The 23,966-nt window shown below is 62.4% G+C and carries 24 protein-coding genes; 7 read left to right on the top strand and 17 right to left on the bottom strand.

From position 1 onward, the window contains the following. Positions 1-176: 176 nt before the first annotated feature. The 4 genes from NCS00_RS32920 to NCS00_RS32905 all read right to left on the bottom strand — a co-directional run bounded on the left by NCS00_RS32920 (position 177) and on the right by NCS00_RS32905 (position 5,239). Positions 177-2,249, bottom strand: coding sequence for a hybrid sensor histidine kinase/response regulator (locus NCS00_RS32920; protein WP_250442247.1), 2,073 nt, complete (start codon positions 2,247-2,249; stop codon positions 177-179). Between the two features lie 7 nt (positions 2,250-2,256). Beyond that, positions 2,257-3,765 carry an ATPase domain-containing protein gene (locus tag NCS00_RS32915; RefSeq protein ID WP_033535654.1) on the bottom strand — a complete coding sequence of 503 codons (1,509 nt, stop codon included), beginning with the start codon at positions 3,763-3,765 and terminating at the stop codon, positions 2,257-2,259. Continuing rightward, positions 3,755-4,117 carry a HigA family addiction module antitoxin gene (locus tag NCS00_RS32910; protein WP_008345543.1) on the bottom strand — a complete coding sequence of 121 codons (363 nt, stop codon included), beginning with the start codon at positions 4,115-4,117 and terminating at the stop codon, positions 3,755-3,757. Before NCS00_RS32910 ends, NCS00_RS32915 begins: the two co-directional genes overlap by 11 nt. Positions 4,118-4,318: 201 nt before the next feature. Next, a complete protein-coding gene (locus tag NCS00_RS32905; protein ID WP_250442246.1) occupies positions 4,319-5,239 on the bottom strand; it encodes an NAD(P)/FAD-dependent oxidoreductase in 921 nt (306 codons plus the stop codon). A gap of 808 nt (positions 5,240-6,047) precedes the next feature. Between NCS00_RS32905 and NCS00_RS32900 the strand changes: the two genes are divergently transcribed. The 4 genes from NCS00_RS32900 to NCS00_RS32885 are packed head-to-tail and all read left to right on the top strand — an operon-like array spanning position 6,048 to position 7,770. Next, the gene (locus NCS00_RS32900) at positions 6,048-6,305 is read left to right on the top strand and encodes a hypothetical protein (RefSeq protein ID WP_144403552.1); all 258 of its coding nucleotides are present in this window, start codon (positions 6,048-6,050) and stop codon (positions 6,303-6,305) included. Beyond that, positions 6,302-6,886 carry a diguanylate cyclase gene (locus NCS00_RS32895; protein ID WP_250442245.1) on the top strand — a complete coding sequence of 195 codons (585 nt, stop codon included), beginning with the start codon at positions 6,302-6,304 and terminating at the stop codon, positions 6,884-6,886. The genes NCS00_RS32900 and NCS00_RS32895 overlap by 4 nt, the downstream gene beginning before the upstream one ends. A gap of 56 nt (positions 6,887-6,942) precedes the next feature. After that, positions 6,943-7,497, top strand: coding sequence for a DUF3005 domain-containing protein (locus NCS00_RS32890; RefSeq protein ID WP_008345556.1), 555 nt, complete (start codon positions 6,943-6,945; stop codon positions 7,495-7,497). 27 nt (positions 7,498-7,524) lie between these two features. Beyond that, entirely contained in the window at positions 7,525-7,770 is a 246-nt protein-coding gene (locus tag NCS00_RS32885) for a DUF3460 family protein (RefSeq protein ID WP_250437908.1), read from the top strand. A 9-nt stretch (positions 7,771-7,779) separates the two neighbouring features. Here NCS00_RS32885 and NCS00_RS32880 read toward each other — a convergent pair whose 3' ends face one another. Both NCS00_RS32880 and NCS00_RS32875 read right to left on the bottom strand, forming a co-directional pair. Then, positions 7,780-8,244, bottom strand: coding sequence for a DUF2269 family protein (locus NCS00_RS32880; protein WP_250442244.1), 465 nt, complete (start codon positions 8,242-8,244; stop codon positions 7,780-7,782). Continuing rightward, positions 8,241-9,545: an SDR family oxidoreductase gene (locus tag NCS00_RS32875; protein ID WP_250442243.1), complete on the bottom strand. Its 1,305-nt coding sequence runs from the start codon at positions 9,543-9,545 to the stop codon at positions 8,241-8,243. Before NCS00_RS32875 ends, NCS00_RS32880 begins: the two co-directional genes overlap by 4 nt. Between NCS00_RS32875 and NCS00_RS32870 the strand changes: the two genes are divergently transcribed. Next, positions 9,544-10,032 carry a hypothetical protein gene (locus NCS00_RS32870; RefSeq protein WP_250442242.1) on the top strand — a complete coding sequence of 163 codons (489 nt, stop codon included), beginning with the start codon at positions 9,544-9,546 and terminating at the stop codon, positions 10,030-10,032. The two genes, NCS00_RS32875 and NCS00_RS32870, sit on opposite strands and share 2 nt — an antisense overlap. Positions 10,033-10,163: 131 nt before the next feature. On the opposite strand, the gene NCS00_RS32865 is transcribed toward NCS00_RS32870, so the two are convergent. The 8 genes from NCS00_RS32865 to NCS00_RS32830 form a co-directional block, all read right to left on the bottom strand. Further along, complete coding sequence (locus NCS00_RS32865) at positions 10,164-10,601, bottom strand: pyridoxamine 5'-phosphate oxidase family protein (protein WP_175982125.1); 438 nt, start codon at positions 10,599-10,601, stop codon at positions 10,164-10,166. An 81-nt stretch (positions 10,602-10,682) separates the two neighbouring features. Next, the gene (locus NCS00_RS32860) at positions 10,683-11,252 is read right to left on the bottom strand and encodes a YbhB/YbcL family Raf kinase inhibitor-like protein (RefSeq protein ID WP_250442241.1); all 570 of its coding nucleotides are present in this window, start codon (positions 11,250-11,252) and stop codon (positions 10,683-10,685) included. A gap of 107 nt (positions 11,253-11,359) precedes the next feature. Further along, positions 11,360-12,292: an MBL fold metallo-hydrolase gene (locus tag NCS00_RS32855; protein ID WP_008345578.1), complete on the bottom strand. Its 933-nt coding sequence runs from the start codon at positions 12,290-12,292 to the stop codon at positions 11,360-11,362. Between the two features lie 265 nt (positions 12,293-12,557). Next, on the bottom strand, positions 12,558-13,550 hold the full coding sequence (locus NCS00_RS32850; RefSeq protein ID WP_250442240.1) for an ABC transporter substrate-binding protein: 993 nt from the start codon (positions 13,548-13,550) through the stop codon (positions 12,558-12,560). A gap of 2 nt (positions 13,551-13,552) precedes the next feature. Continuing rightward, a complete protein-coding gene (locus tag NCS00_RS32845) occupies positions 13,553-14,746 on the bottom strand; it encodes a Gfo/Idh/MocA family protein (RefSeq protein WP_250442239.1) in 1,194 nt (397 codons plus the stop codon). Further along, positions 14,746-16,071, bottom strand: coding sequence for a Rieske 2Fe-2S domain-containing protein (locus NCS00_RS32840; RefSeq protein ID WP_175982127.1), 1,326 nt, complete (start codon positions 16,069-16,071; stop codon positions 14,746-14,748). The genes NCS00_RS32845 and NCS00_RS32840 overlap by 1 nt, the downstream gene beginning before the upstream one ends. Positions 16,072-16,112: 41 nt before the next feature. Beyond that, positions 16,113-17,075: a PDR/VanB family oxidoreductase gene (locus NCS00_RS32835; RefSeq protein WP_250437903.1), complete on the bottom strand. Its 963-nt coding sequence runs from the start codon at positions 17,073-17,075 to the stop codon at positions 16,113-16,115. Between the two features lie 185 nt (positions 17,076-17,260). Further along, positions 17,261-18,613 (bottom strand): MFS transporter, encoded by a 1,353-nt coding sequence (locus NCS00_RS32830; protein ID WP_008345585.1) that lies wholly within the window; start codon positions 18,611-18,613, stop codon positions 17,261-17,263. 235 nt (positions 18,614-18,848) lie between these two features. On the opposite strand from NCS00_RS32830, the gene NCS00_RS32825 reads away from it, so the two are divergent. Continuing rightward, positions 18,849-19,436: a MarR family winged helix-turn-helix transcriptional regulator gene (locus tag NCS00_RS32825; protein WP_033535651.1), complete on the top strand. Its 588-nt coding sequence runs from the start codon at positions 18,849-18,851 to the stop codon at positions 19,434-19,436. A 176-nt stretch (positions 19,437-19,612) separates the two neighbouring features. Here the strand turns inward: NCS00_RS32825 and NCS00_RS32820 are convergent, their stop codons facing one another. The 3 genes from NCS00_RS32820 to NCS00_RS32810 all read right to left on the bottom strand — a co-directional run bounded on the left by NCS00_RS32820 (position 19,613) and on the right by NCS00_RS32810 (position 22,764). Continuing rightward, a complete protein-coding gene (locus NCS00_RS32820; protein WP_250442238.1) occupies positions 19,613-19,894 on the bottom strand; it encodes a hypothetical protein in 282 nt (93 codons plus the stop codon). A 527-nt stretch (positions 19,895-20,421) separates the two neighbouring features. Next, entirely contained in the window at positions 20,422-20,865 is a 444-nt protein-coding gene (locus tag NCS00_RS32815; protein ID WP_144403563.1) for a response regulator, read from the bottom strand. 207 nt (positions 20,866-21,072) lie between these two features. Next, positions 21,073-22,764, bottom strand: a complete 1,692-nt coding sequence (locus NCS00_RS32810; protein WP_250442237.1) for a methyl-accepting chemotaxis protein — start codon at positions 22,762-22,764, stop codon at positions 21,073-21,075. Between the two features lie 473 nt (positions 22,765-23,237). On the opposite strand from NCS00_RS32810, the gene NCS00_RS32805 reads away from it, so the two are divergent. Then, on the top strand, positions 23,238-23,939 hold the full coding sequence (locus NCS00_RS32805; protein ID WP_008345595.1) for a TMEM175 family protein: 702 nt from the start codon (positions 23,238-23,240) through the stop codon (positions 23,937-23,939). Positions 23,940-23,966: the final 27 nt, after the last annotated feature.

The raw sequence follows: 23,966 nt of genomic DNA, 5'->3' as shown, positions 1-23,966 counted from the left end.
AAACCGGCCGGTTGCGGAATTTAGCACAACGGCCAACCAGCTAACGAAAGGGTGAGGAAGTAAATTCGTGCAGCCATATGCGTTAAGCGGCAACCGTCTCTGCAGACGTCGTTCGTTCGTCAAGGCTGTTACGTGTCCGGAAGGCGGCCCGTTCGCTGGCTCGTGCGATGGACAGCTTACTGCGCCCCGGATTGCGGCGATTCCAAGCTTTTCACGGCGTTCCTGATCTCTTGCAGAAGCCGGCTCTGTTGATACGGCTTGCGTAGTCTCGGTAGATCCGCTCCGGTGCCCTCCGGCAGTTCCGCGTAGCCGGTTGCGAGTATGACAGGCAGGACGGGCCTGAGTGCCCGCGCCGCATTGGCCAATTCAACGCCGGTCATCTTGGGCATTGAGAAATCAGTTAGCAGAACGTCAACTTTCTGGCCTGCGCGAAGGACTTGGAGCGCGGCGTCCCCTGATGCGGCCTCGATCACCTCATGTCCAAGGTCCTGCAGGAGATAAGATGTGCTTGACAAAATAAGTGGGTCGTCATCGACGACTAGTACGGTGGCGCGCAGCTCGCTGGCGTCGGCGGCCGGACCGTCGTCCTTCGGGTCATCGGCGATACGCTCCTCGGCAGCCGGGCGATCCGTGACAGGAAGCCAGAGCGATGCACGCGTGCCCTTTCCATACGTGCTTTCTAGACGAAGCGCGCCTTGTAGCTGACGCGCGAGACCGTGAATCATCGAAAGGCCAAGCCCCGTGCCCTTCCCCACTTCCTTGGTCGTGAAGAAGGGTTCCGTCGCTTTGGCGAGTGTCGCGGCGTCCATGCCAGTGCCTGTGTCCCTCACTGTCACCCGCACGTAGTCGCCGGCTCGCAGGTCGCCATCGCCCGCAGAATGCGCGGTATCGACGCTGATTTGGATTGCGCCGCCATCGGGCATCGCATCGCGCGCATTGACTACCAGATTCAGTATCGCCAGTTCAATCTGATTTGTATCGACGCGAGTGAACGGCACTTCTTCGGGCGTATCGATGACGAGTTCGATCATCGAGCCAATCGACCGGTCCAGAAGGTCGGCCATGCCGTGAACCAGCGCAGACATCTGGACAGGCTCGACCTTAAGGACCTGCTGTCGCGCGAACGCGAGCAGCCGTTGAGTGAGCGCGGCGCCGCGTTGAGCGCCTTTCAGCGCGCCATCGACCAACCGACCCACTCGCTCTTCCGGCGGCACTTCCTTTCGCACGAGTTCGAGATTCGCCATGATCGCCATCAGCAAATTGTTGAAGTCGTGCGCGATGCCGCCCGTCAACTGGCCGATCATCTCGAGCTTCTGGACCTGCCGCAGCAGCTTCTCTGTATGCTCGCGCTGCCGTATTTCCTCGAGCACCGTTCGATGCGCGTCTTCCAGTTGCGCGGTGCGCTCCAGCACCTTGACTTCGAGCGATTCGTTCACCCGGCGCAGCTGATCTTCCGACGTTTTGCGCAGCGTCACGTCGGAGCAAACGCCGACGAGCCGAACGATCCGGTCGTCGTGCACGACACGCGCCCTGACTTCAACCCAGTGCACGGTCCCGTTCCGCCAGACGTTGCGATACTCGATCGCGTAGTCGCAGCCGGTTTCCGCGCTGACCGCGATGGCTGCCTGCACCCGCTCGCGATCCTCGGGATGAGTGCTTGCAATCAGTTCTTCATAAGTAAAATTGTCGGTCTCCAAGCGGCCGAATATCGCTTTGCAAGTCGTCGATGCTGTCAGCGTGTTGCTGGAAAGATCGAGGCTCCAGGAGCCGAGGTGTCCGGCCGTGAGTGCTATGCGAAGATGCGCTTCGCCCTCATCGAGTTCTCGGATTCGAGCCCGAGCCTCGAACTGGCGATTCCGGCCCCGCACCGCTGTTTCGACGACGCTTACGAACGTCGTCGGATGAAACGGACGCTCGATGAACGTGACGTTGCCGAGTGCCGTAATCAACCGCTCGGCCATCGGTCTGCGAACGGGACCGCTGCGCTGTGTGAGTACGACAAATGGAAGGTCCGACCACGGCGGCTGCGACGACACCCATCCCGCCAGCGTGGCGAGGTCGGCGCCGTTCAACGCTTCGTCGGCGACGATAACGCAGCAGACGTCGTCTCTCAACGTCTCGCCGAGTTGCGCTACGTTCTTGCACGGCTCTGCGTCGATCCCGGCCGCCCCCAACAGCGCCTGCGCAACGACGCAGTCGCGTCCCGACGGGGTGAGGAGCAGCACGGGACATCGCTCGGTTTCGGCCATGCGATCGTCAGTCCTTGGTTGCAGTCTTCGGCGTCAGCAGAGGCGCCGACTTTCCGACGAACGTCGGCACGCCTCGAAGCACCCCCTGGAAATCTTCCAGCGGCTCTCCGAGCGTGAGCCCCTCCGAACCGATACGGAACTCGCGGATCGATTCCTCATGAGCCCCGGTGCGCTTCTTGATGACCGACACCGCACGTCGAACGCGCCCGATCGCTTCGAAGTAACGAAGCAGGATGACCGTGTCAGCAAGATAGGTCACGTCGACCGGCGCCTTCATGTCGCCGACGAGGCCGTGCTGGGCGACAGTCAAAAAGGTGTTCGCGCCCTGCCGATTCAGATACTGCAACAACTCGTGCACGTGCAGTACGAGCGCGTTTTCCTCAGGCATGGCGGCCTGATACCCGTTCAGACTATCGATGACAACCGTCTTTACACGCGCGCGGTCGACGCTCGCACGCACGCGATGCGCGAACTCGCCCGGCGACAGCTCTGCCGCGTCCAGTTGTTCGACGTGCAGGTCACCGGCATCTCTCATGGCTTCGAGGTCGATGCCCATTGGGCGCACACGGTCGAACAGTAGGCCGAGCTCTTCATCGAAGACGAAGAGCGCAGCCTTTTCGCCCCGCCGCACGGCCGCCGTGACGAATTGGATCGCGAAGAGGCTCTTGCCGGTCCCTGCGGGACCAAGGATAAGCGTGCTGGATCCTTGCTCGACACCCCCGCCGAGCAAAGCGTCGAGTTCCGCGACGTCGCTTGTCATTTGCGTGCGCGCGTAACTGGTTCGGTGCTCACCGGCGACAAGTCGCGGGAACACCGCCACCCCGCCGTGTCGGATCGCAAAATCGTGATAGCCGCCACGAAAATGCTGACCGCGGTATTTGAGCACCCTTAGGCGCCGGCGCTCGGCGCCATATTGCGGCGATAACTCCTCCAGTTTGATGACGCCGTGCGCCACGCTGTGCACGGTCTTGTCCGCCGCATCGGAGGTGAGATCGTCCAGCATGAGCACCGTGGCGTCGCGGCCCGCGAAGTAATGCTTGAATGCCAGGATCTGCCGGCGGTAGCGCAGCGAGCTTTGCGCAAGCAAGCGAATCTCCGAAAGACTATCGATGACCACGCGCTTCGGTTTCACGCGCTCGAACTCGCCGAGGATGAGCCGCGTCGTCTCGCCCAGCTCGAGGTCGGAGGAATAGAGCAGCGTCTGCTGCTGATCGGCGTCAAGCAGATTTTCGGACGGGCTGACTTCGAAGATGCTGATCTGTGGACCGAGCCGCCATCCGTGCGACAAAGCGCCGTTGCGCAGTTCCTCCATCGTCTCGGAGAGCGTGATGTAAAGGCATGGCTCCCCCAGTTCGGCGCCAGCCTGCAGGAAACTCAGCGCGATGGTTGTCTTGCCCGTGCCCGGACTTCCCTCGAGAAGGAACAAGTTGCCCCGGCTCAGTCCGCCAACGAGAATGTCGTCGAGCCCCGGGACGCCCGTGCGAGCGTATTGGGGCATTACGGTACTATCGTTCATCTGTTGCTCCAAGCTGCTTCATTGCAACACGGGAGAGCCTGTGTTTCGGAATTTTCGTCAGCGCCTGCTCGAGCGAAGTACGAGCGTCGCAGACATCATGCGCGGATTGCAGTTCCAACCAGTGCATCGCCGGCACGCCACAAAAGGCCTCGAGACGCACCGCCATTTCGGGCGTGATGCTCGCGCTGCCGTCGAAGATCCGGTGAAGCGTTTGACGAGCCACGCCGAGATCTCGGGCCGCCTGGCTCACCGAGAGGCCCAAATGGGGCAGCACAAAGATCTTGAGAAGATCCCCTGGATGGTGTGCCTCGTCCTGATAGCGGGTGGTGCCGGGAATCGACGTGGAAGCCATGGTGGCAAGCGTAACGCGTTGCGTGACAAGTGATCAGGCTACCATGAAGCTGGGTGAGCCGCGCCGTGAGCGTCCCGGCCCGGCCCGGCCAGACCATCTTTTCACAGATTCCCTCGCTCTGAGCCGCGACAGTGCGAAGCAAGATACGGCGCAGCTAGCCTACTCACGCCGATGCTGATGTCGCAGCGGCCTGCCGCCGCTTCAAAGCGGATTGCCTGGCAAGCTGCAATGGATAGCCGTCGCCGCGATCGCGGCTTCGCCGACTGCCACGCAGATCTGATTCAACGAATTGACTGCATCGCCCGCGGCAAATATGCCGGCCACGCTAGTGCGCTGCCGCTTATCCGCCACGATCATGCCGTCCTCATCCCGTTCGACGTTCAAGCCACTCAATAGCTCAGTTTCTTCGCGAGAGCCAAGCACAGGATAGACAATATCGAACCTCTGTCGCCGCCCATCCGGGCAGACAACGCTCAAGCGCCCGTCAGCGTTAGCCGAAGCTTCGAGCGCACCCAACGGCACCAATTCTATGGCGTTCTCTACGGCCGACGCGCGCTCCTCTTGCGTCAGCGCCGAAAGGTCGGGCGCGACGACAGCTACCTGCCTGCAAAACGTTCGGAAGAACAAAGCGTGCGACAGCGCTCGTGACGCGGAACCTAGCATCGCCGCCCGTTTGCCTTGCGCCTCGAAGCCATCGCATATCGCGCACAGCCTGAGCAATCCTTTTTCGGTAAGCCGTTCGGCTCCGACGATCGGCGGTAGCCTATCGCGGATCCCGAACGCGAGCAGGACACGATGTGCCAGAGCGCTCTGCCTGTCAGCATCGCCGCTGCTCCTGTAGTCCACGACGAAGCCGGCGGACACCTGTCGTATCGCGACGACTCGGCCGGCGATTATCGGCACCGGGTAGCAATCGACCTGCCGACGCATCTTGACGATGAGTTCCTTGCCGCTGATGCCGCCTTCAAAACCAGCAAGGTTACGCACGATCGGGATCCGCGACGCTCTGCTCTGACCGGCATCGATAACCAGGGTCGAGCGCCTGAACCGGGCAAGATAGAGTGCGGCGGTCAACCCTGCCGGACCGCCGCCGATAACAACACAGTCAAAAGCCTGATCCATCATCGATTCCTTCTTGCACAACCGACATAGCCGAATCAACACGGTGCGCGGTTCATTAACAAGCCTTCGTGGCAGGGTTGAGCAATTCCGATTCCCAAAAATCCCATGTTGAAACCCGACAATCAAAGTGATCGCGACAGTGCGTGCGGGTCGCAAGCACCCGACCCGTCGAGCCACGCTGCCGATACGACATGCCCGGAGTTAGCAAGCGGGTCTCGTGCGTGGCAGCCCAGGCAGCCGTCGACTTCGTCGAAAAGCGAATCTCGTCTTTCGTCTCAGTCTCAGGTCGAGGCACCGAAAGCGCGCTTCGTGGGAAGGACACCGACGTTCGCGCGGGCAGCGCCGCCGCCCGCTTGTGGGTGGGATGATCGCGACGCCAGATCAACCAGCAATCAGAACGGGTGCGCGGTTCGGTGGCCAAAGGCAACCCGCCGTCCGCCTGTCACAGCGTTCCGACCGACTGTGTTTCACACTGAACGGTGCACCGATGTTCGGACATTGTGTCGCGAGCCGGTCGGCCAACCGTCTGTGGATCGGTGGCCGTGCAACTTTCAGCACGCGTCTTGAATATAAGAGGCCGGGTTCACTTCTTGAAACAGCGGCAGGCTGACGCCGGTCGCCTTGTCATCCGCGAGCGCTCTGCTGCCAGGCAGACCCTCGGTGTTCGGATCGCGCGGTTTGTGGACGCCCGCGTTTGTACTTCCGCGTTGACGTTCCGCTTCCTCGCATTTCGTACATGCGCGCTGAGTTGTGACGGGCGGCAGTGCCCGTGGCAATGAGCACGTACCTGTGGTGAAACCAGTCGAACATGCCTAAAGCCAACATCACTATTCGAACCATGACAGCGGAGCCGCTTCCCGAGCACGACCTGATAACCGCACTGATGCAGCGCCACGTCGCCGTTCTCGATGCCCGCGTCGCACCCGATGGCATCAACTTCGTTTGCGAGGCCGACATCGGCGCGCTCAGGCGCTGCGCCGAGCATCTCGCGTCGCTTTCCTTCGTCGGCGGCGTCTCGCTTCAACTGTGTCAGGCCGCGGCATCGCCCGGCGGCAGCGGAACATGAATCCGGCGCTCGCGCAGCACTTCCTGCTCTACGGCGTGCTTCCGTTGTGGCTCGCCGCCGGCACCGCGGACGCGCTTTGTCACCGCTGGGCGAATCTTCCCGAGACTGCCGGCGTGCGCGAATCGCTGATGCATATCGCCCAGCTAACCGAAGGCGCCGGTGTCGTGCTGTGCGCGTTGTTCCTGCAAATCAACGCGTTCGCGATCGTTGCGATGGCCGCGCTCATCGTCGTCCACCATCTCACCGTGTATGCGGATCTGCGCTACGCATCGGCGACGCGCGTCATTACACCCGTCGAGCAAATGGTACATAGCGTTCTTGAGATGGCGCCGATCGTCGGGCTAGCCATCATTTGTCTCGCACATCCCGATGTCTTCGCCAGACTGTTCGATAACGCCGCTAGTTACACGCCCGCATGGCGCGATCCTCCGTTGTCCTCGACGACCGTCACAGCCGTGCTGATGCTCTGCGCGATATTCGGCGTCGTGCCGTACGCGATGGAACTCGCAGCGTCTATCCGCGCTTCGCGCAAGCGGCAACGGCGGAAGACGGGTGCCGCCAGCGAGTCCGTCATGCGCTAGGCACGCGCCATGCGCAGACCGAGTCGTGCAGCGAGAAACGACGACTTGGAGCAAGCATGCAGAACGCCGAAGGCAACCCGACCCAGGCCCAGCAGAACGAGATGGCGGCAAAAAGCCCCGCCAAGACACCAGCGACAGGCACCGCATCGCCCGATGCCGCCACGCAGGCAGCGGAGTTCGGCCGCGACCGCAATGCTGGCTCGGCCGAGCCCGGGCAGCGCAATGACCCGTCGCCGCTGCCCGACATCGACCATGCTTCGATCGCGCGGGATTCCGGCGATCCGGTGCAGCGGGCGAACAGCCGCATCGTCGGCGTGGATTCGCAAGGCATGGGCTCGACGGACGATACCGTGGACGCGGACGCGAAGTCGATCGAGGCGCGCCGCGATCTGTCGGGCTGGCACGACAACGTCATCACATCGAACGCGACGCTCGAAAACAACGTGCCGGCGCCGGCCGCAGGACTGGGCGGCATCGATAGCCGCGTGACGGGCAATCTCCCTTCCATCTTGCCGAAGCCGGGCTATCGGGTCGTCGTTACGGAAACGGTGTACGCCGAAGAGCGCAACGGTTCACGCGCATCGCACGTGTTCAGGCTGGAGCGCGAATAGCCCGGGCCGCACCACGAGGAGCAAGCGATGAGTTTCTTGCAGCGTCTCTTTCATCGGCGCGAGCACGCCGTCAAGACCGATCTCTATGTGTCGGACTTCGAGCAGTTTCTGAATCGGCTCAAGCACGATCATCCCGAACTGGATCGCGAACAGATGCTCGGACGCGCGCTGCTGTGGGACAAGCTTCCACAGTTTCCGAATTCCGGCGATGTCGCCGGGAAGGAAGGCGAGCTGAGACAACCTTCGTATGTTTATTACAGCCGGACGGATTGAACCGCGTGCCTAGAGCGTCTTCGTGACCATCAGCCAGAAGATGCAGACGAACGCGACGAACGCCATCACGCCGAGCGCGATCCATGCGGACATGAGGCGCCAGTAGCGCCTCGACAGCCCGGCGTCGGATACGGCGCAGGCTTGCGCCTCGGCGGCGAGGCGCATCTGCAGCCACACGACGGGCAGCCAGCACGCGATCGCGAAAACGTAGAGGCCGATCGACCAGGCGAGCCAGGGACTCGAAACGGGAAAGCCCGTGAGCCGCATCATCAGATAGCCGGTGAGCGGCTGAACGATGGCGGTCGGCGTCGTGAAAAGCCAGTCGGCCAGCACCACGAGCCGCGACACGCGCGCGACGGTCCGTGCATCGCGTCCGATGCTCGCGGCGAGCAGATAGAACGCGGAGCCGATTCCGGTGCCGAACAGGATCGTCGACGAGATCACATGGATCCACTTGATCGTCAGATAAGTCACGTCGAGCCCTTTCCATCAATGTTCATCAGCAGTAAAAGTGCGGCGATCATCGGCAGATTCTTCGACAGCGGGCCATACGGATGCAGCCAGAACTCCGGCAAGCGCCAGGTAATCAGCACCGAATAGACGACGATCAACCCGATCTGCGCCCACCAGAGACGGCGTCGCGGTCCGAGCCGCGCGGGCCACGCGAAGCACAGCACGCCCAATAGCAGGTCCAGCAGCGCGGCCGAATACAGCAGGAAGAGGCGCGTGCCTTCGGGCGCGCCGACTCGCGCCAGCAAGTCGAGGCTCGCCGCTCGCGGATAAAGCCAGGCGGACACGATCGCGGTCCATATCCACACCGCACCGATCGCGCCCGCCAGCAGCGGCGCGAGCCACGCGAGCTTCGCACGCAGGCCAAGCGTGGCGCGTTTCGACGGCTCGTCGCCGAGCGATCGGGGCGGCCTGCCGAGCCATCGCTGCATGCCATCCGCCGATGCCGCGTTGCCCCGTTCCAGCATCGCGAGTGCATCGGGGCTCATCAGCGCGCCGGGCAAGCGCGCGCATAACGCGGCAGCCGTCTTGACGAGCGGCATCGGCACCGGCATGAACAAGGGCGCACCGGCGGAGCAAAGCCGATTCAGCAGACGCAAGTATTCCTTCATCGTCACGGGTCTCGGACCGACAGCCGCCACCGTCTCGCTCGCGGGGGCTGCGCTTGCGCGCGTCAACGCGCCGCGCGTCACGAGTTCGACCACATCGTCCACATGAACCGGCTGCACGACCTGCGCGCCCGACCCCGGCAGCGGCACGACCGGCAACGTCGACCACGCGGCGAAGAACTGCGTACTGCGTCCGTCTTCGGCGAACACGAGCGAAGGCTGCACGATCAACGACGAGATGGGCAACGCGCGCAACGCGTCGTCGGCGGCTTTCTTGGAGCGGTGATAAGGCGTCTGTGCGCCCGCATCCGCGCCAAGCGCCGATATCTGCACGATGCGGCCCACGCCTGCCATCACGGCCGCCTGGAACAGCGCGATCGGCGAACGCGTATGGATGCGCGAGAAGTCGTGTCCGGTCCGGTCCTCGAAGATGCCGGCGGCATTGATGACCACATCGACGCCTTCGAGCAGCGGCATCACGCTTGCTGGGTCGAGTTCATCGCTCAAATCGAGCGCCACGAAACGGCAGCCTCTCACGGCGCCTTCGCCGCCAGGCGCATGGCGCGCGGCGCACCTCACCGCGTGTCCTTGCGCAACCAGCGCCGCCGCGATGCGCGAGCCGAGGAGCCCCGTGGCGCCTGTCAGAAAAATGACCATGACTGAAGACATCGACCCTGTGACGGATATCCTGATTCCCGGCTCCGTTGCCGGACTGTTATCGACGGCGGCCCTTGCGATCTGTGGGCGTCTGCACGGCAAACGCGCAAGCGCGCCGATCAGCGCCGTCAGCCACTGGTTATGGCCGCAAGAAGCAAACCAGACCGCGCGGCCGGAAGGGCGCCATCTGCTTGCCGGTCTCGCCATTCACCAGTCGATGTCGATCGGCTGGGCCGCCTGCAATGCGCTGGCTGTCGCGGCCGCGCGCACATCGCCGAGACTGCGCGGCGGTGCCGCGCCGACTCACGGACAACGCGTCGCACTCGCCGCAGCGACGACGCTTGCCGCAGCGGCCGGCGATTATATCGTCGTCCCCAGGCGCTTCACGCCCGGCTTCGAATATCACCTGCCCGCGGCGCACATCGCCGCTGTCTATTTGGCGTTCGGCGCGGGACTGGTTGTGCCCTTTCTGTCGAAGCGCCGCTGAATGCGCAGCCTCGCTCGCTGCAATCCGCGTCGTGGACTCGACGTATCCGCTCGCGCGTGCAACCGACCCGCATCGGCGGATGGAATCGTCGACGAATGTCGGCAAGATCATTCTGTCAGCGGCTACGGCAATCAGTCAGGCGTGATTTCGCCATCCTCCTCGCCCATCCAGTAGTGAATGCGCTCGGCGCGAACCTTGATGAGTACGATCCCCGGCGTTTCGAAGCCTTCCGAGAACCACTTCTCGATGTCTTCGTTCCAGTGATCCTTCATCGCCGGTTTCTCGCGAATGAGCTCCGCGCGGCCCTCGACGGCCACGAAAAGCGGCGGCGCGCCGTCCGGGTTCGCGCTGCTCGTGAAAGTCAGCGCCACGGTCGCATCGGCCTTGATCTCCTGCACCGTATGCGTTTCTTCGAGCGTGAAGAAGTAGCTGTCGCCGTCGTATTCGACATCGCGGTTATTGCTCATCGGCCGCGCGGCGATCTTGCCGTTCAGCGAGCGCGTCGAAAGCATCGCGAAGTCGATCTCCGCCATCTTGGTTGCGAGATCGTGCAAAGTCAGTTGGCTCATGGTGCTCTCCGTGGGTTGATCGCGTATCTTCCGCAACCCGCGTGCCGGTTCGCATCGGAGAGCCGCGCCTTGCAGGTCTGCTCAGTCCGCCGAACGGTGATAGCGCGCCACGTAGCGCGCCTGGCCGATGACTTTCCCATGCATCTGATAGGCGACAAGCGCGGGACTTGAATCCGCTTTGACATCGAGGCTCGAAACGGTCAAAGCCGAAGCCGTCACGATGTATCGATGCGCTTTGCCCGGCGGCGGGCACGGTCCGCCATACGCCGAAGCACCGAAATCGGTCAGCGTCTCGATTGCACCTATCGGCAGCACTCGGGCATTGCCCGACGCGCCTTTTTCAATCGATGCTTGCGACGGCGGAATGTTTGCCACTTGCCAGTGCGTCCAGCCCAAACCGCCGGTGGGTGCATCCGGGTCGTAGATGGTGATGACGATGCTCTTCGTGCCGGCCGGAACATGCGACCACGAAATGCGCGGAGAGACGTTTTCGCCATGACAGCCGAATTGACCGTACACCTGTTCATTTTCGAACCGACCGCGATTCAGCCCATCGACCTTGACAGTGAAGGAGTCTGCAACCGCAATGGCGGGTACTGTTGCAAGCAAAGCCGTGCAGCACACGGCCGGCAGGAGACCGTTGAGTTCCATATCGTGTCCGTTGTATAGAACCAGTAGAAGAAGGCCGCTCACTGACTATCATTGCCAGTGACGCGGATGTCCTCGAATCCAACTCGCAATGCGCCGCGAAGTATCGATCAATAGTCCCACTGCACCGGCACGAAGCGGTAACGCTCACCGCTTTTTGCAACATGACCGATCGACGGAAACGCGACGTGCGCAGCAGCGAGCAGCGTGCCGGTGTCAGCGGCGTCGTCGAGCAGCGCAATACGCACGTCCACACAGGCTTCGGGATCATGTTCGAAGCCATTCTGCCAATCGGGGTTGTCGAAGTTGACTTCGAAAATGGCGTCGCCGACGAACGTCAGCTTCTCCCCGTTCGATGCGACGTCCACGACGCAGTGCCCCGGCGTGTGGCCACCCGTCACCCGCGCCGACACGCCCTGTGCGACTTCAACTGTCTGATCGAACTGCACGATGTTCTCGCTGTAGCGTTTGGCGAACTTCGCAGCAGCCTCGCGGAGCGCCGGAGGAACCGCTTCGGGCATCACCGTCTTGCTGAAGTCCGGATTCTTCCAGAACGCGATTTCAGCGGCGGACACATGAATGCGCACGTCGGGACGCAGCTTCGCCTTGACGCCATCGACATTCAGCCCGCCGACGTGATCCATGTGCATATGCGTAATCACGATATCGGTGATGGCAGCCAGGTCGATACCGGCCGATTCCAGGCGCATTACCGACTGACCGGCGCGCGAGAAGTATTCGAAACCATCGCCTACGCCCGAGTCGATCAGGATCAGGCGTTCGCCGCTGCGCACGAGCGCGATATTCAACGCCCAGTCGAACGTGTCCCGTTGCAGGAAACGGCCATCGAACCATTCGTTGCGATCGGCTTCGCTCACGTTCGTGGACATGGTGGAGGTCGGCAGCGGCAGCACGCCGTCGCTGATCAGCACGACATCGATATCGCCTATGCGAACTGCGTATCGGGAAGACACGAGCTCGCCCGATCCTTCTTTGCCGAGCTTGGCGATAACGGGCTGCACATTGCGGGTTGTCTGGCTCATCTTCGATAGTCCTGGAAATTTGATGGCGTGCGCGCGCGTTGCGCTTCCTTTCGCTCGCGTTCGACCGAGCGTGTGACGGATTGTAGGAAGCGGTAGCGAAGGCCAGTAGGGTCGCGAGTGCGTACACCGTGTTGCCTGAGTGGCGACAATGGACGGTCGCGCGACGGCCGTCATCCGGTGAGTCCAGACTGAACGGAAGATGCCGGAACCGGCATGTGAGGCGCTATCGAAGATGTGAGGCCGCGTCGCCGCGGCCATGTCACGCTCAGATCTTGAAGCTTTCCAGCGTCGCGGGATGAAAGAGTTCCTCGGGCTGCAGCAGCCGGCTGGACAAGCCTTCCTGATGATGCCGCTCAAGGAACCGCGACAACACGTGCCGGTTCGGCTCGAAGCCATACGACCAGAAATCGTGGCCCATGAGACGCCGCGCATTGCGCAACTGTTCTTCGACGAACGGCAGCGTCACCTTGGTCGCGGACGTATCGCTGAGTCTGGCGAGCGCCCGCGCCTTGCTCTTCTCGAACGCCTTCGCCACCGCGCCGGGCAGCCACGGATGCTGCTCGGCGAGCGTGCGCCGCACGCCCAGCAGATGCATGATCGGGAACAGTTTCGTGCGCGTGTACCAGTCGGCGGCGGCCTTTTGCGGATCGTCGAAAAGGTATTTGACGTTCGGATGCCCGTTCGCGAAGCACGACGGCGCGCGCGGGCCGATGAGCGCATCGATCTCGCCGGATGCGAGCATGCCCGAGATCGTCTGGTTCTCCGGTGCGTTTTCGAGCCTCACGTCGCCGGGCAGCTTGAGACTGATCTTTTCGAGCCGGCCGGCTTCCTCATAGCCGCCGCGAACCCACGTGACGTCCGACGGCTTCAGACCGTGATCTTCCTCGAGAAAGAGCCGCGCCCACACGTTCGCCGTCAGCTGATATTCCGGCACGCCGATGCGCTTGCCCTTCAAGTCGGCAGGCGATTCGATGCCGCGATCGTTGCGCACATGGATCGACGTATGCCGGAACGCGCGCGACGGAAAAATCGGCACGCCGATATACGGGCTCGTGCCCGCCGCCGTCTTCACGCTATAGCTCGACAGCGACAGTTCGCAGATATCGTAGTCGGCGTGGCGAAACGCGCGAAAGAAGATCTCTTCCGGATCCTGCAGCATGAAGGTCGGATCGACGCCGTCGATCTGCACTTCGCCATCGACCAGCGGCCGCATGCGATCGTAGTTCCCCACCGCGACCGACAGATTGAGCTTGCCCATATTCAACTTTCCTTTGTGATTGACGTTTCGCCGCCGATGAGCACGTCGCGCTGTTCGGCGCTCGAACGCAGCATCGCGAGGCAGATCTCCAGCGTGCCGCGCGCCCAGACGCCGTCGTGCAGCGGAGCGGTCTCGCCGTGCACGGCGGCCATGAGTTCGTCGATGACTTCCGCGCGCGGCACCTCGGGCGCATCGAGCTCGATGCGCTCGCGCCGTTCGTCTCCATACACGACGATGCTATCGGGCATCGGCCGGAGATCGCCGCGCTCGCACGACACGATCAGCGGCCCGAAGTGCTGATGCCTGCGGGTATCGGCTGTCTTGGCGGCGGGCGCATAGGCGTTGCCGCCGTACGTGCCCGCAGCCTTGAGACGCGCCTCTTCTTCGCGCGACGCCACTTTCGCGAGCTTGCGCCGCGCGGCGCCATACTCGTCGGCGTTGCGCGTCTGACCCATTTCGCCGATCCAGCCGGTCCACTCGTCGGAATCGAAATGTCCATAGCCGTTGTAGGCAAGCGTCGCGAATGCGCCGTTCTCGAACCAGAGCGTCGCGGTATACGCGCCTTCGGTCGGACGCGCCGTATCCCAGTTGCCGACGGCAGCCCGGATGCGCGTAGCACGGCTTCCCGCAAGCATTCGCACGATATCCACCTGATGCGCCGCCTGGCTGAAAACCGCGCCGCCGCCCTCTTCCGTTTTCAGTTCCTCCGGACGGCGCGGCCGGTAGAGATAGTCGGTGTAGTTGAGCGCCTGGATCATCTTCACGGCGCCGAACGCGCCCGATGCGATCAACTCGCGCGTTCGCAGATACGGCGTGTCGAAGCTATGGCAGTGACCGACGATGAGATGCACGTTCGCCTCGCGACATGCGGCGATCATGTCGTCGCACTCGGCGAGCGACAGCGCCATCGGCTTCTCGACGAGCACATGCTTGCCGTGCGCCGCCGCGATTCGCGTATGCGCCGCATGAAACTGATGCGGACTCGCGATGTAAAGCGCATCGATATCGGCGCGGCGCGCGAGCGCTTCGATGTCGTCGAAAGCGGGCGCGTCGAAATCCGCTTCGAACTGCGCGCGCGCCGTCTCGCGCGGATCGCACGCCCCGGCGAGTCGCACGCGCGCGTCGGCGAGAAACGTCGGCAGCATCAGCGAAAAGGCGCGGCCGAGGCCGACGATGCCGAGTCTGATCGTGGTCATCAGACCTGAACCTGATAGTTCGATTCGAGTTCCGGCGCTTCCTTGTCGACGGACTCCATCCAGACCGGATGCGCCGCGTATTGCTTCCAGTCGGTGTCTTTCGGCACCATCGCCTGGAACGAGCACACGCTGCGTGGAATGGCCTTCTCGCCGGTCCCGATGGCCGCCTCGCCGGACTTGAACGCCTCGAGCGCATCGAGCATGCGGCGGCGGAACTCGACCACGGCGACATCGCTCGCGCCGAGGCGCTCTTCGGTGCGATCCGCGATCGCGCCCATCGTCACCCACATGGCGATGTCCTGATTCGGGAAGCCCTTGATGCCGGTGAAGTTGCCGGCCTTCATGGCTTCGCGATCCTGCCAGAAACGGTTGTCGTGATTGCGCAGCGGCCGATAGTACTCGTCGAGATCGATGCCGACCTGCTGCCCCAGGAACTTGCGCCACGTCTCGGTTTCCGGCGTCTTGTCCGGATGGCCCCACGCCATGAAGTAGAACGCCGTGCTGTGATCGTCGCAGGGCACGTTGATGTTCGCGACGTTGTAGAGGTTGTTCGGCGGGATCAGCGCGGTTGCCGGCGCGACGAACACGGTCGAGCGCACGTAGTCATGCGTAGCCGCGTTCTGTATCGGGCGGCGCAGCGCGGCATAGCGAAAGCCGTATTCGGTGCGATGCACCTGGAGGCGCGGCGCCTTGTCCGTCGATGGACGCAGCCAGTTCTTGGAGGTCGCTTCCGCGCCGCCCACACGCGCCGGCACGAAGTCCGACGAGTGCAGACTGGAGCTGTGCGCCGAATCGATCGCGCCTTCGAGAATCTGCGCCCAGTTGCACGGCAGGATCGCCTTGGCGATGCTCACGCGCGTGTCTTCGGTCGGCGCCCATGCCGGCGGCACGAACTCGGGAATGGCGTCCTGCGGGCCCATGTAAGCCCATACGAAGCCGCCCCACTCTTTCGTTTCATAGGCCTTGTGCTTGACCTTCTTCGTCATGTCGCTGCACGAAGGCTCCGAGACCATCTCGATCACATTGCCCTTCACGTCCATCTTCCAGCCGTGATAGAGACAGCGCAGACCGCAATCTTCGTTGCGTCCATAGACGAGCGACACCCGGCGATGCGGACAGTACTCGTCCATCACGCCGACATTGCCGTCGGTATCGCGGAAGACGACGAGATCCTCGCCGAACAGACGCGCCTTCACCGGCGCCCCGTCAGGTTCGCTGACTTCTTCGATGAGACACACCGGCGTCCAGTGACGGCGCATCAACTGACCCATCGGCGCATCGCCTTCGACGCGGCACAGCAATTCATTTTCTTCATGCGTGAGCATTTACGCTTCTCCTGACCAACCTATGCAGTGGGGAATGTTCTTCAGAGATCCAGCACCAGTTCTTCGCTCTTCGCACGCGATACGCAGATCATGATCTGATCGCGCTTCTCGTCCTCGCCGAGCACCATGTCGCGATGATCCGCTTCGCCCGCGCACAGCGTCGTACGGCACGATCCGCAAGTGCCGCTTTCGCACGAGCTCGGCGCGCGGATGCCGTTGTCCCGCAAGATTTCGAGAATCGAGCGGTCCTTCGGAATCTCGAAAGAGCGGCCCGAGCGTTCCAGCTTCACGCTGAAAGGCGCGTTGTCGGCTGCGCGCGACTGATCCACGCCGAAGCTCTCGAAGTGCACGCTGCCGGTCGGCCAGTGCCCGGTCATGTCGCGCACGCCGTCCATCAACGCGCGCGGGCCGCAGCAATACACATGAGCGCCGCTCGCGGGCTTCTCGAACACGGGCCAGAAATCGAACGCTTGCGCGAGGTCGCCGTGGTCGTGATGAATGACCACATGCGGCTTCCATTCCGGGCCCGACAGTTCGTCGATGAAAGCGGTGGTCTCGGGGCTGCGCGAGACGTAGATGAGCTTGAAACGCGGGCCGTCGATGGCCTTCAGATAACGCATCATCGAGAGAATCGGCGTGATGCCGATGCCGCCCGCAACGAATACGAAACTGCGCGCGCGCTCGTTGAGCACGAATTCGTTGCGCGGCTCCGAGACGTCGATGCGATCGCCTTGCGCGAGGTCGTCCGCCATGCTGACCGAGCCGCCGCGACCCGCCGCGTCGCGCTTCACCGCGATCACATAGCGGTCCGTCTCGGCCGGATCATTGCACAGCGAATAGCTGCGATTCGCGCCGTTCGGCACGCGCACCGTCAGATGCGCGCCGGCCGTGAACGCAGGCAGCTCGCCGCCTGCGCCGTCACGCAACTCGAAACGGAAGATGCCTTCCGCCACCTGATCCTTCTTCGTCACCACGAGCGTCTTGAATGACAGTTCGTCGTTCATTGCACCGGCTCCCCTGCTTGTCGCCTCATTCGATCGAGCCTTCCCAGCGTCGATCACCATGACGTTTATATTAGATATCTAATCATTTATCGGCAAGCGGGTTTTCCCTGAAGCGCGTCACCTCGTTACAAGAAAAAACGGCGCCTTCATGACGAAGGCGCCGCCGCTGCTGCGAGAATCGATGCTTACGAATGCTTTTCCGCGTGCTCGCGCAGCGTGTTGGCCGGCACGCCGATCAGCACGGCGAGTCCGCCCAGCATGACGATGGCCGCGATCGCCGATAGCCCGATGGCCAGACTGCCCGTCATCGTCTTGATCCAGCCGAGCGCGATGGGTCCGCAGAACGCGCCGACTTGCCCCAGGCAACTGATCGCGCCGATGCCCGCGGCGGCGGCGTCATCGGAGAGATAGGCCGGTGGAATCGACCAGATGATCGCGGCCGCGCCGAAGTACGAAATGGAGATCATGCCCAGACAGACGATGGCCGCTGTCGTATTGCCGGCCAGCACGGGCAGCAGGAAGCCGCCCAGCGCGCCCACCGCCGTACACAGGAAGAAATGCCAGCGGCGTTCCAGCGTCACGTCGGAACTGCGCGCGACCGCGAACATGCCGAGCGCGCCGATGATGTACGGCAGCGCGGACAGCAAACCGACGTTCAGCACGTCCGACACGCCCGCCTGACGGATGATGGTCGGCGTCCAGTAGTTGAGGATCGTGCCGCACAAAGGCACCGTGCCCCAGCCCGCCGCGAGGATATACACGCGCGGATCCTTGAGCGCCGCCAGCAACTGATGACGCGTATGTTTGGCGGGCTTTTTCTCGGCGCGGTCGGCGGCGAGCGCATCGAGGATGATCTTCTTCTGTTCCTCGTCGAGCCAGCGCGCGTCTTGCGGGCGATCGACGAGATAGAAGAACGCGACGATGCCCATCAGCAGCGCAGGCAGGCCTTCGAGAAAGAAGAGCCACTGCCAGTTCTTGTAGCCGAGCACGTCGACGAAGTTATGCAGGATCCAGCCCGAGAGCGGCCCGCCGATGATGCCCGCCGCGGCAATCGCCAGCAGGAAGCGCGATGTGATCCGCGCGCGCCGCGCGCCCGGGTACCAGTACGTCAGATAGAGAATGATGCCGGGCCAGAACCCGGCCTCCGCCGCGCCGAGCAGGATGCGCGCGATATAAAACTGCGCCGGCGTGGTCATGAAGGCCATCGCGGTCGAGATGCCGCCCCACAGGATCATGATGCGGGAAATCGTGAGGCGTGCGCCGATCTTCTTGAGCCACAGCGTGCTCGGCACTTCCAGCAGGATATAGCCGATGAAGAACAGACTCACGCCGAGACCGTAAGCGGCGTCGGACAAACCGAGATCCTGCTTCAGATGCAGTTGCGCGAAGCTGACGTTCACGCGATCCAGATAATTGAGCACCCAGCAGACGAAGATGAACGACATCAGCCGCCAGGTGACCTTGTGATACGTGGCCTCTACGCGCGCTGCCGCCGCGTCCGATTCCGATATGAATTGCGTGACTGTGGATTTGGCCACAAAGCGTCTCCGATTCCCATGCTCATGAGGACGATGCCCTGGCGCAGAAAGATGCCTCCCGCGACCCGGACATACCTTATTTTTATTCGATATCTAATCATTATGGTAAGGAGACCGGCGCGCGCGGACAAGTTCGGGTTTGCACGGAGTTCTGCGCGCTTTGCAACGGATGCGGGCGCGACGGCTGCGCGGCTATGATGTCGGGAAGACCAACTGCATTCGGGAACGAACCGCCATGACACGAAAGAAGGCTGTGGAGGGCGCGCCCCGCGAGACCGCGGAGATGCTGCGCCATTGGCACGAATCGGTGCCCAACGATCGCCTCGCGCACCTTGTAAAGGACGCCACGCGCTCGATGGTGCGCGCACTGCAGATGCGGCTCGCCGAGCACTCGGTGTCGTTCGGGCACTGGACTTTCCTGCGCATTCTGTGGGAGAAAGACGGCCTGACGCAGCGCGAATTGAGCGAACAGGCCGGCGTGATGGCGCCGACGACCTTCGCCGCCGTCACTGCGATGGAGAAGCTGGGACTCGTCGAGCGTCAGCAGCGGCCGGACAACAAGAAGAACACGCATGTGTTCCTCACCGCCGAAGGGCGCGCATTGAAAGACCAGCTCGTTCCGCTTGCCGAGGAAGTTAACGAGATCAGCGTGACGGGTTTGACTGACCGCGAAATCAAGACAGCGCGCAAGGTGCTGCTCACGATCATCGAGAATCTTGCGGATGATGAGTCGGGCTCGACCAATCCCATGCGACGCGTCTTATCGACGCGCGAACTGGGCAAGCTGATCGCCGAGCGCGGCGAGAGTTTTGAAGACGCGTGATGCGCCGTAGCGCCTCCGCGCCGATCGCGTCATGCGACCTCGAACGGATCGATTGGGCGGTCATCCATCACGATTTCCGCATCGAGTTTTTGGGTGCTGATCGAGAAGCGCGCCTGGTGCGGGAATGACGTGCAACGGGCGTTTTGGACGCTTGCTAATGGCCGGTCCCTTGCCGGTCACGATGGATTCGGCGGCGTCCGAGTGTTGCCGTCATCAGCCTCCGTCAACGGCAAATCCTGTTTCGGTTCGACGGGCTTCGTGTCGGGTTGCTTCGTCTTGTCGGTATCGACAACGTCAGTGCCGGGTTCGTTCTGCGGAATGGTCATGATCGGCTCCAATCGGTACGTGAATGTGAGCGCCTCGAGGCGCCCAACATCGACTGCAGCACGAAGAATGCCAAACGGCCGGAACACCGTTTGCTGTTCTTGAGAAATCAAGACAACGATGGAGCCGATCATGTGCGCCGCACGAACGGAAAACAGCAAGCCGCCTCAGAATCCGATCGATTTCGACGGGCTCACCGATCTCGGTCCGGCACAGCCCAAGAACCCGCCCCACCGCGCTAACGAAGACGCTGAATTACGCGATCCTCCAAGTCCGGCCGGCGTGCCGTCCACTGGCGCGAATGAAGGACAACGTTGACGGCCGGCTCACGGAGGCTGGTCATGGTCCATCGTCGAATGCAAACGGCGGGCGCACCTGCTCGGGTGGGCGCACGCGATGCAGGTTCAGCGCGACATCCGCAGCATCGGCACGGCCCTCACGCGCGCACCGAGGCGGATGGTGAGTCCCAGCGACGGCCAGCCAGACGCATCGCGTAGTCGATTAAACGCGAGTCAGCATCCGGCCACCAGCCGCGCTCCATGCTCAGCGCCCTGCCGTCTACGCCGCCGTTCATGTAGAAACTACGCTCAAGCGCTTCTCGCAGACGCCGAAAAAATCCTCTTGTGTCGCTTGCGAGCGACCAAGCAGAGCGCTCGCGCCATCATAGGGTTCTCTCGAAGATCGCGCCGAATCCGGATGTGTCCTTACCTGTCGGCGCGGCGCTGGCTAAAGGCGGCGCAATTTGAGCCAGCTTGTCTGCGAGCGCGGCTTCTGAAAACGGCTTCACGATATAGCCGCTCGCACCGGCGTTGATCGCGGCGAGCACGTTCTCGCGCCGCTTTTCGGCGGTCACCATCAATACCGGCAGTTCGGCCAGATCGGACTTGCGGATCTCCTGCAGGAGAGTCAGCCCGTCCATATTGGGCATGTTCCAATCAGTTATGACGAGATCGAACTGTTGCGTGCGCAACTTTTCGAGCGCTGACACTCCGTCCTCTGCTTCGTCGATGGTCGTATAACCAATCGCTCTCAGCATTTTTCGGATCAGATTGCGCATGGTGGCCATGTCATCGACCACCAACAAACGCGTGTGAGCATTTACCACCCTTTCCTTCTCCTTCATTCAAAGAAGCGCTCGCAAGTATTGGCTATCGCCCCTGCAAGATGCTTCGCACTATTGATTCACTACAACGGCCGCCTTTCGAGACGACGGTGTTGAGCGAGCCCAAGGACGTCCGATCGAGACAACGCGTCGAATTCGACGCAAGCCTTCGCCGCCGACTCAGGCCAAGGCATCGGCCGCCCGCCACGCTCAGAACGTCGACCAGTCGCCGTCAGCCGCCGCCGCGACTGCAACCGGCTTCTGCCCGCCCGAAGGCTTCGGCACGCGCGGCGTCGTCCCGCTCTTTTCGGCGAGTGCGGGTCGCGGCGTCTGAGGAGCGCGATGACTGATTGGCTTGACGGCGAGCGTCTGACCGGTGCGAAACACGCCTACGGCGGCGGTCAGTTGCTTCGCCTGGTCCTCCATCGAACCTGCCGCGGCCGCTGCCTCTTCAACGAGCGCGGCGTTCTGCTGCGTCACCTCGTCCATCTGCGAGATAGCTTGATTCACTTGCTCGATGCCACGGCTTTGCTCGTTGGATGCGGACGCGATCTCGCCCATGATGTCGGTGACTCGCTGGATCGCCGTGCCCACGCGCTTCATCGTCTCGCCTGCCTGTGCGACGAGTACGGTCCCTTCTTGGACTCTTCCGCCTGACGTTTCGATGAGATCCTTGATCTCCCTGGCGGCCGTCGATGACCGCTGCGCAAGGTTGCGCACTTCGCTCGCAACGACGGCAAAGCCGCGGCCCTGCTCGCCGGCGCGTGCTGCTTCGACTGCAGCGTTGAGCGCCAGGATGTTGGTCTGGAATGCGATGCCTTCGATAATCCCGATGATTTCGGCGATCTTTTCGGAGCTCTGCTCGATGCCATCCATCGTCTGAATCACCTGACCGATGATGGCGCTTCCTTCGTTGGCGACCGCATTCGCATTGTCCGCCAGTCCGCTCGCTTGCTGGGCGTTCTCCGAGTTTTGCTTAACCGTCGCCGTCAGTTCCTCCATGCTCGCGGCGGTTTCTTGCAGCGATGCCGCTTGCTGCTCTGTGCGACTCGAGAGGTCGGTATTGCCAGCCGCAATCTGAACAGCGCCCGATGATACGGATTCCGAACTTGTTCGGATCGTGATAACCATGTCTTGCAGACCACGGCGCATGCTTTCGACTGCCGCGAGAAGGCTGCGGTCATCACCGTCCTTCAAGGGCGTTGGCGAACCGAGGTCTCCGCCTGCAATCTCCCGAACAACGCGCGCGGCAAACTCTGGTTCTCCGCCGAGGGCTCCCGTGACGCTGCGTATGATTTTCCACGCCAACGCAGCAATGACCAAGAGCGCTACGCCTATCAAGCCGGCAGTCTGAAGCGTCGTATGCAGGATGGTGGCGCTGATATCGTCGGTGAAGAATCCGGTGCCGATCCACCAGCCCCAAGGCTTGAACTCGACAATGCCGTTCATCTTGCCTGTCATGACGCCGGTCGATGGGTGGGCGGTGACCACCATCACCACGGGGATGTGCTCCTTGGCGAGCATCTCGCGATAGAACTCTGTGTCTGGCCGTCCGTCCGGCGCCTTGCCCAGCAGGATTTTGCCGATGTTTTCCTGTTTCCGATGAACGAGCGAGGTCCCATCCGGGAGGCGGGCCCAGAAGTAACTCTGATCGGAATGATTCATCCTGTTCAAAGCGGTCTTCGTTGCGGACTGCGCTTGCTCCGTAGTCATCGCACCGGCAACTTCCTGATTGTGATAATACTCAGCGAGGTGCTCGGCCATTTTCAACAGGTTGACTATCTCCGCCTGTTTCGCATCGAGCATTGCGCGTCGCTCGCTATAGACGCTGTATCCTCCGACTGCGAGCAAAGCGATAAGCGCTGTGACGGCTAACAGTGTCAGCCGAGTAGAAACTTTCATTGCAGATTCCGTGTGCATGGTTGTGGTCGCGGCAATTCGCGGCGTCCTCCCTGCTAACGGCACTAACCGCAAGCACTTGAGTCGAGGATCGCGGCGGACATCCGGTTTTCGTCTGGCCGACCGCGGGACGCGCTGCGGACACGCTGCCGCGGCACGCGAGCGTTCCCCCGTCGGACGTGTTCAAAGGTCGACTTGACCCCTTTCAAGCCAAACTTCGTCTGGTCGGCCGGTATCGTGATGCCCAACCCCCGCTTGCGAACGCGTGGGCGGCACACCGAATGCTTCGAGTCTTCCGCCGCGACGCCGTCGTAGCGGGGCCGCGTCAGACGGGTTCGGCGCTCGAGTCAGCCTTGCGAACGCGCAAGTCGTCCGGGCCGTGCTTCGTCGGCTGCCAATGAAGGCGGCACGCAAAGGAAAAGCGTTGCCGTTTTTCGGCCGGTGACTCTGATCTTGCCGAGCGCGAAAGGACTCAGATGATGCTACGTAACAGGCGTAAATCTGCCGACACGGAAACGCATGGTGCCGAGCGCGGACTCGACCGCTTCGAGGGATTCAGCGACGCGGTGTTCGCGATCGCGCTGACCCTGCTGATCGTCGAGATCAAGGTTCCCGGATCCCCCGAGGGCACGCATGACTACAGCGACCTGGCAAGCGCCATGGCGGAGCAGTGGCGCGAATATCTCGCGCTCGTTCTCTGCTATGTCGTGATCGGAGCCTACTGGCTGCAACACCATTATTCGGGTCGCATTTATGCAAAGAGCGATCACTGGTTCGGCGTAATCAACCTCCTGTTCCTGCTGGCGATCGTCGTCATTCCTTATCCGATCCGCGTGTGGTGCTTTCACCTCGGCACGGGCTTCGAGCCCGTCGCATCAGTAACCCTCGTTGCCGGTCTTGCCCTGACCGCCTGCACCTGGATGGCGAAGTGGTTCTATGCAATGCCAGGCCGCCGGCTGATGGACGAACGGCTCGCGCCGGATTTCCTCCAGCAGATGACGCGCCGCTACGGCGCTGCGACGCTGGTTCAGATCGCTGCAGTTCCCGTCGCGATCGCGGCGTGCCGCATCGGCGTGGCCATTGCATTGCTGTCCATCGCCTTCTTTCTGCTGCCACAGCCCACGCCGCGCTACAACCCCAGAGAGGAGCCGAGCGAGGCTGAGAAATTAGGCAAGTAAAGGGGGCGCGCTGCCTCGAGCGGGATC

This window comes from Caballeronia sp. AZ1_KS37, from assembly GCF_023631165.1.
Classification (GTDB): domain Bacteria; phylum Pseudomonadota; class Gammaproteobacteria; order Burkholderiales; family Burkholderiaceae; genus Caballeronia; species Caballeronia zhejiangensis.
The sequence above is the reverse complement of the archived record's forward strand: the minus strand, read 5'-3'. Positions and strand labels throughout refer to the sequence as shown.